Source organism: Zoogloea sp. 1C4 (genome assembly GCF_009469605.1).
In the GTDB taxonomy this organism is placed as follows: domain Bacteria; phylum Pseudomonadota; class Gammaproteobacteria; order Burkholderiales; family Rhodocyclaceae; genus Zoogloea; species Zoogloea oryzae.
The window spans coordinates 156,712-169,622 of record NZ_SSXU01000001.1 but is presented as its reverse complement, the minus strand read 5'-3'; the positions used below and the strand labels follow the sequence as shown (position 1 = coordinate 169,622).

Sequence of the window (12,911 nt, the reverse complement as noted above, 5' to 3'; positions counted from 1 at the left end):
GAAACAAGGGATTTCGATGGCAATCAGTGACTTGCAGATGGGTCTGGTCGGTGCTGGCGGCGTTGTCGTCGTCGGCATCTTTGCGTTCAACAAGTGGCAGGAGCGCAAGCACCGCAAGCAGATGGATGCGCTCGACAATGTCCAGCCCCTCGGCGGCGAGGCGTCGTCCCGTCCGGCGTCTGCCGACCGGCTCGAGCCGGTGATCGGTGGCGAGGCGCCGGCGCGGCCGCAGCCCAGTGCTCAGGACGTCAAGGACGCCAGCGCCCGGCGTGTGCCGCCGCTGCTGCCCGTCGAAGTGGACGAGCGGGCCGACTGGGTGGTGCGCATCGAGGCCATCGAGCCGGTGGTGGGTGGCCGCCTGTGGCAGGCCGCAACCGAGCAGCTCGACGGGCTGGCCAAGCCGCTGCGCTGGTTCGGTTTTTCGGATACCGACAATCGCTGGGAACTCGTCGGCGCCAACACGGCAGCCAGCTATCACTGGGTGTGTGCCGCGCTGCAGCTGGTGGACCGCCGTGGCCCCGCCAGCGACGGCGACCTCACCCGGCTGGGCGCCGGCCTGCAGCGCATGTGCGACCTGTTCATGGCCATCCCGTCGCTGCCGGCCAAGGCCGATGCGCTGACCCGTGCCGCCGACCTCGACCGCCTGTGTGCTGGTGTGGACATCCAGATCGGCGTCAATGTGGTGGCCCGCGACCAGGGTTTCGCTGGCACCAAGCTGCGCGGCCTGGCCGAGGCGGCCGGGCTCGAGCTGATGAGCGACGGCAGCTTCCATGCCCGCGACGAGCTTGGCGTGAGCCAGTTCGTGCTGTCCAATCTTGAGCCTGTCCTGTTTGCAGCCGAAGAGATGCGCGGCCTCGTCACCCAGGGCGTCACCCTGACCCTTGACGTGCCGCGGGTTGCCGATGGCGTGCGCGTCTTCGAGCGGATGATGGGCGTTGCCCAGCAGCTCGCCGATGCCCTTGGCGGCGCGGTGGTCGATGACAACCGCTCGCCCTTCGGCGACAAGGCCGTGGGCCTGATTCGCGCCCAGATCGAGCAGTTCCAGGGGCAGATGGCGGAGCAGGGCATCGCACCGGGTTCCCCGCTGGCCCTGCGCCTGTTCTCCTGAGCGGGGCATCCTGGTGGCAGCAAGTCCCGAAACCTGCGCGCGGGTTGCGGCCCTGCGCGCAGAGATCGCCGCACACGATCATGCGTACTACGTGCTGGCCGAGCCCACGGTGCCGGACGCCGAGTACGACCGCCTGTTCCGCGAGCTCCAGGATCTGGAGTCTGCCCATCCCGAACTCGTCACCCCCGATTCGCCCACTCAGCGGGTAGGGGGCGCGCCGTCGCCCGAGCTGGCGTCGGTGCAGCATGCGGTGCCGATGTTGTCGATCCGCACCGAAACCGACACCACCGACCAGGGCGCCATGGCCTTCGACGCCCGGGTGCGCCGGGCGCTGGGGCTGGATGAATCCGCGCCGCCGGTGGGCTACGCCGCCGAGCTCAAGTTTGACGGCCTCGCCATCAGCCTGCGCTACGAGAACGGCGTGCTGGTCCAGGCCGCCACCCGCGGCGACGGCAGCACCGGCGAGGACGTGACCCGCAATGTGCGCACGCTGCGCAAGGTGCCGCTGCGCCTCCGGGGCGACGCGCCGGCGGTGCTGGAAGTGCGCGGCGAGATCTACATGCGCCGTGACGACTTCGAGCGGCTCAACGCGGCCCAGGCTGCGGCCGGGCAGAAGGTCTTCGTCAATCCGCGAAACGCCGCCGCCGGCAGCCTGCGCCAGCTCGACCCTAACATCACCGCCCAGCGCCCGCTGTCCTTTTTTGCCTATGGGCTGGGTGAGGTGGTCGGCTGGGCGATGCCCGACACCCATAGCGCCATCCTCGACGCGCTGGCGGCCTTCGGCCTGCCGGTGTGCGAGCACCGCCGCTGCGTGGCGGGGCCGGAAGGTCTCGCCCAATTCCACGCCGACATGGCGGCGCTTCGCGAGTCGCTGCCCTTCGACATCGACGGCGTGGTGTACAAGGTGGATTCGATCGTCCGTCAGCGTGAGCTGGGTTTCGTCTCCCGCGAGCCGCGCTGGGCCGTGGCCCACAAGTATCCGGCCCAGGAAGTCGCCACCCGGCTGCTGGGCATCGACGTGCAGGTGGGCCGCACCGGGGCGATCACGCCGGTGGCGCGGCTCGAGCCTGTGTTTGTCGGCGGCGTGACGGTGACCAACGCGACGCTGCACAACCAGGGCGAGATCGATCGCAAGGACGTGCGGATCGGCGACTGGGTGGTGGTGCGCCGTGCCGGCGACGTGATTCCCGAGGTGGTCGGCCCGATCCCTGAGCGACGTGAAGGTGAATTGCCGCGCTTCGATCTGCTGGCCGCCATCGAGCACAAGTGCCCTGAGTGCGGTTCCCACGTGGTGCGTGGCGAGGACGAGGCCGTGGCGCGCTGCACCGGCGGACTGTTCTGTCCGGCCCAGTGCAAGCAGGCGCTACTCCATTTTGCCGGGCGTCGCGCGGTGGATATCGACGGGCTCGGCGAGCAGATCGTGAATCAGCTGGTCGGCGCCGGCATCGTGAAGACGCCGGCCGATCTTTACGACGCCGGCAAGGTGAACGCCGAGGTGCTTGCCGGGCTGGAGCGGATGGGCGAGAAATCCGCCACCAACCTGGTCGCCGCGATCGACAAGAGTCGTGACACCACGCTGGCGCGCTTCATCTTCGCGCTGGGCATCCGCAACGTGGGCGAGACGACCGCCAAGGATCTTGCGCGCCACTTTGGCAAGCTCGACGGCCTGCTGGCCGCCGACGAAACCGTGCTGCTGCAGGTGCCAGACGTCGGGCCGATCGTCGCCAGGTCGATCGTCGAATTCTTTGCCGAGGCCCACAACCGCGAGATCATCGAGCGGCTGCGCCAGGCCATGCGCTGGCCCGAGACCGAACCCGCCGCTGTGCCCGAGGTGGGTGCTTTCACCGGCAAGACCTTCGTGCTGACTGGCACACTGCCGACGCTCCGGCGCGACGAGGCGGCGGCGATGATCGAGGCGGTGGGCGGCAAGGTGGCCGGCTCCGTCTCCAAGAAGACCGATTACGTGGTGGCCGGCAGCGATGCCGGCAGCAAGCTCGAGAAGGCGCAGGCCCTAGGCGTGACCATTCTTGACGAGGCGGGTTTGCAGGCCCTGCTCGCCCCAGTGGATACTGCGCCCGCCGATAGGCAGATTGGATTGTTTGAGGAAGATCGATGAAAAAAGTTACGAAGGCGGTGTTTCCGGTAGCAGGCCTCGGCAGCCGTTTTCTGCCGGCGACCAAGGCAAGTCCCAAGGAAATGATGCCGATCGTCGACAAGCCGCTGATCCAGTATGCGGTGGAGGAGGCCGTGGCTGCCGGTGTGACCGATCTGGTGTTCATCACCGGTCGCTCGAAGCGTGCCATCGAGGATCACTTCGACAAGGCCTACGAGCTCGAGACCGAACTCGAGATGCGTGGCAAGGCCGAGCTGCTGAAGATCGTCCGTGACACCGTGCCGTCCCACGTCAACTGCATCTACATCCGTCAGGCCGAAGCGCTGGGCTTGGGCCATGCGGTGCTGTGCGCGGCGCCGGTGGTGGGCGACGAGCCCTTCGCGGTGCTCCTCGCCGACGATCTGCTCGACGGTCAGGCTGATCTGCCGGTGATGCGCCAGATGGTCGATGTGTACAACTACAACCGCTGCTCGGTGCTCGGCGTGATGAACGTGACGCGGGAGCAGACCAAGCAGTACGGCATCGTCAGCACCCAGCGCGACGACGGCGAGATCCAGCGCGTGACCGGTATCGTCGAGAAGCCGAAGCCCGAGGAGGCGCCGTCCACCCAGGCGGTGATCGGCCGCTACATCCTCACCGGGCGGATCTTCGATCACCTGCGCCAACTCAAGCCGGGCGCCGGCGGTGAGCTGCAGCTCACCGATGCGATCGCCTCGCTGCTGCAGGAAGAAGCCGTGCTGGCCTACCAGTTCAAGGGCGTGCGCTACGACTGCGGCTCGAAGCTGGGCTACCTGCAGGCCACCGTCGAGCTGGGGCTGAAGCACCCCGAGGTGGGCGCCGAGTTTGCGGCCTTCCTTGCCAGCCGTTGCGCCAACATGGCCGGATGAGCCACCGTAACAGACGATAAAAAACGCGGCCGATGTGGCCGCGTTTTTTTTGAACTGCTGCCCGGGCCGGGTTGCCCCGGCCGGGTGGAAGAGGCTTACGCCTCGTCGCGGGCAGCGCGCTTGCGCTCGTGTTCCTTGAGGTAACGCTTGCGCAGGCGGATGTTCTTCGGGGTGATCTCGACGATCTCGTCATCGGCGATGAATTCGATGGCGGATTCGAGGGTCAGCTGGATCGGGGTGATCAGACGCACGGCTTCGTCGGTGCCGGAGGCGCGCACGTTGGTGAGCTGCTTGCCCTTGATCGGGTTCACGACGAGGTCGTTGTCACGGGTGTGGATGCCGATGATCATGCCTTCGTACAGCGCATCGCCCGGGCTCACGAACATGCGGCCGCGGTCCTGCAGCTTCCACAGGGCGTAGGCCACGGCTTCGCCGTCGTCCTGGGAGATCAGCACGCCGTTGCGACGCTCGCTCATGGTGCCGGCCATCGGGCCGTAGTCGTCGAACACGTGGCTGGCGAGGCCGGTGCCGCGGGTGAGGGTCAGGAATTCACCCTGGAAACCGATCAGGCCGCGGGCCGGGATGCGGTATTCGAGGCGCACGCGACCCTTGCCGTCCGGCTGCATGTCCTGCATTTCGCCACGGCGACGGCCGAGCTCTTCCATCACGCCGCCCTGGTGACCTTCTTCCACGTCGATGGTGAGCATTTCGTACGGCTCGCACTTCACGCCGTCGATGTCCTTGAACACCACGCGCGGACGGCCGACGGCCAGCTCGTAGCCTTCGCGGCGCATGTTTTCGAGGAGGATGGTGAGGTGCAGTTCGCCACGGCCGGACACCTGGAAGGTGTCGGAGTCGCCGGTGTAGTCGACGCGCAGGGCGACGTTCTTCAGGAGTTCCTTGTCGAGGCGCTCGCGGATCTGGCGGCTGGTGACGAACTTGCCTTCACGGCCGGCCAGCGGGGAGTTGTTGACCATGAAGTTCATGGTCAGGGTGGGCTCGTCGACCGCGATCGGGGTCATCGGCTCGATGTTGTCCGGGTCGCACAGGGTGACGCCAATGTTCACCTGGTCGATGCCCGACACCAGCACGATGTCGCCGGCTTCGGCGGATTCGGCGGGGCTGCGCTCGAGGCCCTTGAAGGTGAGGATCTGGCTGATCTTGGCCTTGCCGCGGTTCTCGTCGCCGTACATCACGACGACTTCCTGGTTCGGCTTGATGCGGCCGCGCTTGATGCGGCCGATGCCCAGCTGGCCGATGTAGGTGGAGTAGTCGAGCGAGCAGACCTGCAGCTGCAGGGGCGCTTCGGCGTCCACGTCGGGCTGGGGCACGTGTTCGAGGATGGCTTCGTACAGCGGGGTCATGTCGGTGCCCGGCTTGTCGGCGTCGAGCATGGCGTAGCCGTTGAGCGCGGAGGCGTACACGACCGGGAAGTCGAGCTGCTCGTCGGTGGCGCCAAGCTTGTCGAACAGGTCGAAGGTGTGGTTGATGACCCAGTCGGGGCGGGAGCCCGGACGGTCGATCTTGTTGATCACGACGATCGGCTTGAGGCCGAGGGCCAGGGCCTTGCGGGTCACGAAGCGGGTCTGGGGCATCGGGCCTTCGACGGCATCGACCAGCAGCAGCACACCATCAACCATCGACAGCACGCGCTCGACCTCGCCGCCGAAGTCGGCGTGGCCCGGGGTGTCGATGATGTTGATGTGGGTGTCGCCGTACTGCACGGCACAGTTCTTGGCGAGGATGGTGATGCCCCGCTCTTTTTCGAGATCGTTGCTGTCCATCACCCGTTCGCTGACCTGCTGGTTTTCACGGAAGGTGCCGGACTGGCGCAGGAGCTGGTCGACGAGGGTGGTCTTCCCGTGGTCGACGTGGGCGATGATGGCAATGTTGCGGATGGCGCGGGACATGGGGTTGGATACCGAAGTACTTGTAAACCCAAAATTTTACCACGCTTTTGCGCAACGCAGCATCGGTGCGCGGAGCGGTCGGGGCCTGGCTGCGTGATAAGATCCCCGGCCCACACGGTTTTATGAGGAGTTGTCCGGCATGCTGGCAATCATCGGCGGTAGCGGTCTTACCCAACTGGCCAACCTGAACGTGATCCGCCGCGAGGTGATGCGCACGCCCTACGGCGAGCCGTCGGGCGCCCTTACTTTCGGGCAGCTGTGCGAGCATCCGGTGGTCTTTCTGGCCCGTCACGGCTACGGCCATACGATTCCGCCCCATCGGGTGAACTATCAGGCCAACCTGTGGGCGCTGCGCGAGGCGAAGGCTGACGCGATCATCTCGGTGGCGTCGGTCGGCGGCATCCGCGACGACCTGGGGCCGGGCGTGCTGGTGGTGCCGGACCAGATCATCGACTACACCTGGGGCCGCAAGAGCACCTTCCACGAGAGCTCCGAGCAGCCGGTGGTGCATATCGATTTCACGCGGCCGTACGACGAGGTCGTGCGCCAGCGCATTCTTGCGGCGGCGGTGGCGGCGGGTCAGCCGGTTGTGAATGGGGGCGTGTATGCGGCAACCCAGGGCCCGCGGCTCGAAACCGCGGCCGAGATCAACCGGCTGGAGCGGGACGGTGCTGACGTGGTGGGCATGACCGGCATGCCCGAGGCGGCTCTCGCGCGGGAACTGGGCATTCCGTACGCGGCGATCAACGTGGTGGCCAATTTTGCAGCCGGCCGCGGCAACAGCGCGGCACAGATCTGCTTCGGCAGCATCGACGTGGTGCTGCGCGAGGCGATGGGCCGGGTGCGCGAGGTGCTGGAGCACATCTGCGAAGGGCCGGCCAAATGATTCGCGAGGTGCTGCGGATGGGGGATCCGCGTCTGCTGCGGCGGGCGCAGCCGGTGACGGCCTTCGGCACGCCGGAGCTCGCAGCGCTGATCGCCGACATGCGCGACACCATGGCGCATCTTTCCGGTGCCGGGCTGGCGGCGCCGCAGATCGGCGTCGATCTGCGGGTGGTGATCTTTGGAGGCGGGCCCAGCCCGCGCTATCCGGATGCGTCCTCGGTGCCCGATACGGTGCTGATCAACCCGGTGCTATCGCCCCTGTCGGAAGACGAAGAGGGGGGGCTGGGAAGGTTGCCTGTCCGTGCCAGGGCTGCGGGGCTGGGTGCCCCGCTGGGCATCATTACGCTATACCGGCTTCGACGCCGATGGTGCGCCCATCGACCGGGTTGCGGAGGGCTTTCACGCCCGGGTGGTGCAGCACGAGTGCGACCACCTGGACGGCATCCTGTACCCGATGCGGGTGCGGGATTTCACCCGCTTCGGGTTCACCGAGGTGCTGTTTCCGGGCGCCCCGGCGTCGGACGACGACTGAGCTCAGATCGCCAGCTTTTCGAGCAGTTCGGTCTCGATCTTGAGGACCTGGGTGTCCTGGGTGAGGTTGGGGCCGCTGATCAGGAAGGTGTCCTCGACCCGCTCGCCGAGGGTGGCGATCTTGGCGGTGTGCAGGTTGATCCCGTTGTTGGCGAGGGTTTCGGCAACGCCGAAGAGCAGGCCCGGGCGGTCGGCGGCGGTTACCGACATGATGTAGTGCTGGCCGCGCTCGTCGGGCTCGATGGTCACGCCTGGAGTGATCGGGAAGTGCTTGACCTCCCGTGACAGGCGGCCACTGGCCGGCTGGTCGATGGGCGAATCCGGGTGGCTGAGGCGCTCGGTCAGGTCGTGTTCGAGCAGGTTGATCACGTCCCGGTAGTGGGTTTCCTGGCCCGGATCGAGCAGCAGGAAGCTGTCGAGCGCGTAGCCGTGGCGGGTGGTGTGGATCTTGGCGTCGGCGATGGTGAAGCCGAGGCGCGCAAAGAAGCCGCACAGCCGCACGAAGATGTCCTTCTGGTCCTTCATGTAGACCATCACCTGCAGCCCCTCGTCGCCGTGGGTGGGACGGGCCTTGACGACGGGCACATCGGATTCGACCCGGTAGTAGAGCATCCGCGCGTGCCAGGCGACTTCCTCGGCGTCGTGGCGCATGAAGTAAACGGTGTCGAGCTGGGCCCACAGCTTGTCTTCGGTGCCCGGGCGCAGGCCGTAGTAGCGCAGCAGGTTGCGGGCGTCGTCCTGGCGCAGGGGTGTGCCGAGGGCCTGGTGGGGGGTGGCGCCGCGCAGGAGGCGCTGGGTGGCGAAGAAGAGGTCTTCAAGCAGCTTGCCCTTCCAGCCGTTCCATACCTTCGGGCTGGTGCCGCGGATGTCGGCGTGGGTGAGGATGTAGAGGGCGGTGAGGCGGCGCTCGGTCTTCACCAGATCGCCGAAGCGACGGATCACGTCGAGATCGGACATGTCCTGCTTCTGGGCCACGTTGGACATGGACAGGTGGTGTTCCACCAGCCATTCGACGAGCGCGGTGTCGGTCTCGTCGAGCCCGTGGGCGGAGCAGAACTCCCGCGCGTCCTTCATGCCGAGCTTGGAGTGGTCGCCGCCGCGGCCCTTGGCGATGTCGTGGAACAGCGCCGCGATGTAGATCAGCCAGGGCTTCTCGAAGCTGGTGGCGAGCCGCGTGAGCAGCGGGTATTCGTGGGCGTGTTCCGACACCATGAAGCGGCGCACGTTGCGCAGCACCTGCATGATGTGTTGATCTACGGTGTAGACGTGGAACAGGTCGTGCTGCATCTGCCCGACGATGCGGCGCCAGGCCGGCAGGTAGAAGCTGAGGATGCCGTACTGGTTCATCCGGCGCATCTCCTGCACCACGCCGCGTTTCTGCTGGAGCAGGCGCAGGAACAGCGCCCGGTTGGCCGGATCGTGGCGGAACTCGGCGTTGATCAGCTTGCGGCCGCGCCACAGGGCGCGCAGGGTGCGGGCGGTCATGCCCTTGAGCTCGGAGCGCTGCTGGAGGATCAGGAAGCATTCGAGCAATGCGCTCGGGTGGCGGTCGAAGACGCCTTCGTCGCGTACGTCGAGGAGCTCGCGCACGCACTGGAAGCGCTCGTTGATGTTGATCGCCGCCGGGTAGCGGTTGGGGAAGAACTCAGCCCAGAAATTCTGCAGCAGGATGGTGTTGAGCTGGGTGACCTTCTTGGCCGTTCGGTAGTACTCCTGCATGAAGACTTCCGACGCCCGGCGGTGCTCGTTGGCCTCGAAGCCGAAGCGGTGGGCGAGCTTTTCCTGGTGATCGAAGAGCAGGCGGTCTTCCCGGCGCCCGGCGATGTGGTGCAGGCGGATGCGGGCGTGCTGCAGGAAGCGTTCGAGGTCGCGCAGCTCGGTGGCCTCCTCGGCGGTGACGAGGCCGTGGCTGGCGAGGTCGCGCCAGTGGGTGCCAAAGCCTGCCGCCCGGCTGATCCAGCCGATGATCTGGAGGTCGCGCAGGCCGCCCGGGCTTTCCTTGCAGTTGGGCTCAAGCGAGTAGGGCGTCTCGTTGTGGCGGGTGTAGCGCTGCTCCTGTTCGAGGCGCTTGGCCTTGAAGAACTGCCCGACGTTGAGCGCACTTCGCAGTTGCTCGGTGAAGCGATCGAAGAGCCGGGTGTTGCCACCGATCAGCCGGGCTTCGAGGAGGTTGGTCATCACCGTCACGTCGAGGCCGGCTTCTTCGATGCACTCGTCGATGGTACGCACGCTGTGGCCGATGTCGAGGCCGACGTCCCACAGCAGCCCGATCATCTGGGTGAGGCGTTCGCTCAGATCGTGATCCGGCTCCCGGTCGAGGAGGAACAGCAGATCCACATCGGAGAAGGGAAACAGCTCCTCACGACCGTAGCCGCCCACGGCAACAAGACTCGCCGAGGCGGGGATGCCGAACTCCTTCCAGATGTCCACCAGCACCCCGTCCACCAGCCGGGACCGGCCCTTGAGAATGGGCTCGGTCAGCGGATGGGTTTCGTAGGCGGTGCGGAGTGCCTCGCCGCCGCTTTTCAGGCGGCTCTTGAAGCGGGTGATGAGCTCCCGGGAAGCTTCGGGAGTTGGCGCGGCGGGCACGGTCTGGGACATCTTGGACGGGTCAGGGCTTGATCTGGGCAGAGTAGGGGGCAACGATGTCCGGGCGGGGCGGGCTGCCGGCCGACAGGGTGAGCACCTCGACGCCGGTCTCGGTGACCAGCACCATGTGCTCCCACTGGGCGGACAGGCTGCGGTCGCGGGTCACGATGGTCCAGCCGTCGGGCAGTTCGGAGATCGCAGCCTTGCCGGCGTTGATCATCGGCTCGATGGTGAAGATCATCCCGGGCTTGAGCTCGATGCCGGTACCCGGCTTGCCGTAGTGCAGCACCTGGGGCTCCTCGTGGAAGTTGGCGCCGATGCCGTGGCCGCAGAACTCGCGCACCACCGAGAAGCCATTGCCTTCGGCGTGCTTCTGGATGGCGGCGCCGATGTCGCCGAGGTGGGCGCCGGGCTTGACCTGGGCGATGCCCAGCCACATGCACTCGTAGGTGATCTGGCACAGGCGCTTGGCGCGGATCGAGGTTTCGCCGACGATGAACATCCGGCTGGTGTCGCCGTGATAGCCGTCCTTGATGACGGTGATGTCCAGATTGACGATGTCCCCCTTCTTGAGGATCACCTTTTCGTTCGGCACGCCGTGGCAGACCTGATGATTCACCGAGGTGCAGATCGACTTCGGGTAGGGCGTGTAGCCCGGCGGCGCGTAGTTGAGCGGGGCGGGGATGCAGCCCTGCACATTGACCATGTACTCGTGGCACAGGCGGTCGATCTCGCCGGTGCTGACGCCGGCTTTCACGAAGGGGGTGATGTAGTCGAGCACTTCCGAGCCGAGGCGGCCCGCGATACGCATCTTTTCGATTTCTTCCGGCGTTTTTATGGTGACGCTCATGAGGCTTGATCTGCTGGGGTTTTCCGACCAGATAGGCTAGCTCATGCGGCCTTCCGGGGCAATCCGGTTATCCCCGGTGCTGCGCTGCACATCCCGGCCTTGAGGGGTTTAACCGTATCCTGCTACAATCTGCGGCTTGTCTGGCAAGGGTGCCAGGCAAAATACACACGTCCGGCCCATTGGGGTCCGGCGGATGTTGCCACCGGGTACGGTGCTGCATTCGCGGCTAAGCGTGGCTTCGCGATGGCGAGGTCGGCAGGTCGGGCGGCGGTCAAACCTCAGTAACTGGAGTTACACAATGTCTGTCACCATGCGTCAAATGCTCGAAGCGGGCGTCCACTTCGGCCATCAAACCCGTTTCTGGAACCCGAAGATGGCCCCGTTCATCTTCGGTCAGCGCAACAAGATCCACATCGTCAACCTCGAAAAGACCCTCGTCAAGTACAACGAGGCGATGGATTTCGTGCGCAAGCTGGCTGCCAACCGCGGCACCATCCTGTTCGTCGGCACCAAGCGTCAGGCCCGCGAAATCGTGGCTGAAGAAGCTGCGCGCGCCGGCATGCCGTTCGTCGATGAGCGCTGGCTGGGCGGCATGCTCACCAACTTCAAGACCGTCAAGGTTTCCATCAAGCGCCTGAAGGACATGGAAGCCATGGTCGAAGACGGCTCCATTGAGCGCCTGTCCAAGAAAGAAGCCCTGATGGCCTCCCGCGAGCTCGAGAAGCTGCAGAAGAGCCTGGGCGGCATCAAGGATCTGGGCGGTCTGCCGGATGCCCTGTTCGTCATCGACGTCGGCTACCACAAGATCGCCATCACCGAAGCCAACAAGCTGGGCATCCCGGTTGTGGCCGTGGTCGATACCAACCACTCCCCCGAAGGTGTGGATTTCGTGATCCCGGGTAACGATGACTCCTCCCGCGCCATCCGCCTGTACGCCCGTGGCGTCGCCGATGCTGTGCTGGAAGGCAAGAATGCCGTGATCCAGGAAATCGTTGCCGCCGGCTCCGACGAGTTCGTCGAAGTAGAAGACGGCACCGAAGAGCAGGCCTGATCCCTCTCAATGGGCGCCTCGGGCGCCCATTCAGCATCCGACTGAACATCATTCAATTAGATATCCAGGAGCAAACATGGCGGAAATCACCGCAAGCATGGTCAAGGAGCTGCGCGAAAAGACCGACGCGCCCATGATGGAATGCAAGAAGGCCCTGTCCGAAGCCGCTGGCGACATGGACAAGGCTGAAGAAATCCTGCGCGTCAAGCTGGGCAACAAGGCCTCCAAGGCTGCCGCCCGCGTGACCGCCGAAGGCATCGTTGGCGTGCACATCTCCGCCGACGCCAAGCTCGGCGCGATGGTCGAAGTGAACTGCGAGACCGACTTCGTTGCCAAGAACGACGACTTCCTGGCGCTGGTCAAGAACGTCGCCGAACTCGTCGCCACCAAGAACCCGGCCGACGTCGAAGCCCTGTCCGCGCTGGAAATCGACGGTCAGACCGTTGAAGAAGTCCGCAAGGCGCTGGTTGGCAAGATCGGTGAGAACATGTCCATCCGCCGCTTCGTCCGTACCGAAGCCAAGGGTGCCGTTGCGAGCTACATCCACGGCGGCGCCAAGATCGGCGTGCTGATCGACCTCGTGGGTGGTGACGAAGCCCTGGCCAAGGATCTGGCCATGCACATCGCCGCTTCCAAGCCGAAGTCCCTCGACGCCTCCGGTGTTCCCGCCGAGCTGCTGGATGTCGAGCGTCGCATCGCCATCGAGAAGGCTCGCGAAGCCGGCAAGCCGGAAGCCATGCTCGAGAAGATCGCCGAAGGCACCGTCCAGAAGTTCCTGAAGGACGTGACCCTGCTGGATCAGGTCTTCGTGAAGGCTGAAGACGGCAAGCAGACCGTGGCCCAGCTGCTGAAGGCCAAGGGCGCTTCGGTTGCCGGTTTCACCCTGTACGTCGTCGGCGAAGGCATCGAGAAGAAGGTGACCGATTTCGCCGCCGAAGTGGCCGCCCAGGCCGCTGCTGCTGCCCAGAAGTAAGGGAGTAGCCTGAC

Annotated in this window: 9 protein-coding genes and 1 pseudogene; 7 read left to right on the top strand and 3 right to left on the bottom strand. The window is 65.7% G+C overall.

The features are described 5' to 3' along the window. Positions 1-16: 16 nt before the first annotated feature. Genes GH681_RS00675 through galU form a run of 3 tightly spaced genes read left to right on the top strand, consistent with a single transcriptional unit; the run spans position 17 to position 4,108 of the window. Positions 17-1,108, top strand: a complete 1,092-nt coding sequence (locus tag GH681_RS00675) for a cell division protein ZipA C-terminal FtsZ-binding domain-containing protein (protein ID WP_153159531.1) — start codon at positions 17-19, stop codon at positions 1,106-1,108. Positions 1,109-1,121: 13 nt separating this feature from the next. Then, positions 1,122-3,224, top strand: a complete 2,103-nt coding sequence (gene ligA / locus GH681_RS00670; protein WP_153159530.1) for an NAD-dependent DNA ligase LigA — start codon at positions 1,122-1,124, stop codon at positions 3,222-3,224. After that, the gene (gene galU / locus GH681_RS00665) at positions 3,221-4,108 is read left to right on the top strand and encodes a UTP--glucose-1-phosphate uridylyltransferase GalU (RefSeq protein ID WP_153159529.1); all 888 of its coding nucleotides are present in this window, start codon (positions 3,221-3,223) and stop codon (positions 4,106-4,108) included. Before ligA ends, galU begins: the two co-directional genes overlap by 4 nt. Before the next feature lie 95 nt (positions 4,109-4,203). Here the strand turns inward: galU and typA are convergent, their stop codons facing one another. After that, positions 4,204-6,018, bottom strand: coding sequence for a translational GTPase TypA (typA, locus tag GH681_RS00660; protein ID WP_153159528.1), 1,815 nt, complete (start codon positions 6,016-6,018; stop codon positions 4,204-4,206). Between the two features lie 139 nt (positions 6,019-6,157). Between typA and GH681_RS00655 the strand changes: the two genes are divergently transcribed. Further along, positions 6,158-6,904: an S-methyl-5'-thioinosine phosphorylase gene (locus GH681_RS00655; RefSeq protein WP_153159527.1), complete on the top strand. Its 747-nt coding sequence runs from the start codon at positions 6,158-6,160 to the stop codon at positions 6,902-6,904. Beyond that, a pseudogene (gene def / locus GH681_RS00650) lies at positions 6,901-7,435 on the top strand (peptide deformylase). Before GH681_RS00655 ends, def begins: the two are co-directional and overlap by 4 nt. 2 nt (positions 7,436-7,437) lie before the next feature. Here the strand turns inward: def and GH681_RS00645 are convergent. Both GH681_RS00645 and map read right to left on the bottom strand, forming a co-directional pair. After that, complete coding sequence (locus GH681_RS00645; protein WP_153159526.1) at positions 7,438-10,035, bottom strand: [protein-PII] uridylyltransferase; 2,598 nt, start codon at positions 10,033-10,035, stop codon at positions 7,438-7,440. A gap of 10 nt (positions 10,036-10,045) precedes the next feature. Next, complete coding sequence (gene map, locus GH681_RS00640; protein ID WP_153159525.1) at positions 10,046-10,873, bottom strand: type I methionyl aminopeptidase; 828 nt, start codon at positions 10,871-10,873, stop codon at positions 10,046-10,048. A gap of 298 nt (positions 10,874-11,171) precedes the next feature. Between map and rpsB the strand changes: the two genes are divergently transcribed. After that, positions 11,172-11,924 carry a 30S ribosomal protein S2 gene (gene rpsB / locus GH681_RS00635; RefSeq protein ID WP_153159524.1) on the top strand — a complete coding sequence of 251 codons (753 nt, stop codon included), beginning with the start codon at positions 11,172-11,174 and terminating at the stop codon, positions 11,922-11,924. A gap of 76 nt (positions 11,925-12,000) precedes the next feature. After that, complete coding sequence (tsf, locus tag GH681_RS00630) at positions 12,001-12,897, top strand: translation elongation factor Ts (protein ID WP_153159523.1); 897 nt, start codon at positions 12,001-12,003, stop codon at positions 12,895-12,897. Positions 12,898-12,911: the final 14 nt, after the last annotated feature.

Coding starts and splice junctions, on each gene's coding strand:
- galU (WP_153159529.1), top strand. CDS start 3,221: ATGAAAAAAGTTACGAAGGCGGTGTTTCCGGTAGCAGGCCTCGGCAGC.
- map (WP_153159525.1), bottom strand. CDS start 10,873: ATGAGCGTCACCATAAAAACGCCGGAAGAAATCGAAAAGATGCGTATC.
- rpsB (WP_153159524.1), top strand. CDS start 11,172: ATGTCTGTCACCATGCGTCAAATGCTCGAAGCGGGCGTCCACTTCGGC.
- typA (WP_153159528.1), bottom strand. CDS start 6,018: ATGTCCCGCGCCATCCGCAACATTGCCATCATCGCCCACGTCGACCAC.
- GH681_RS00675 (WP_153159531.1), top strand. CDS start 17: ATGGCAATCAGTGACTTGCAGATGGGTCTGGTCGGTGCTGGCGGCGTT.
- GH681_RS00655 (WP_153159527.1), top strand. CDS start 6,158: ATGCTGGCAATCATCGGCGGTAGCGGTCTTACCCAACTGGCCAACCTG.
- tsf (WP_153159523.1), top strand. CDS start 12,001: ATGGCGGAAATCACCGCAAGCATGGTCAAGGAGCTGCGCGAAAAGACC.
- GH681_RS00645 (WP_153159526.1), bottom strand. CDS start 10,035: ATGTCCCAGACCGTGCCCGCCGCGCCAACTCCCGAAGCTTCCCGGGAG.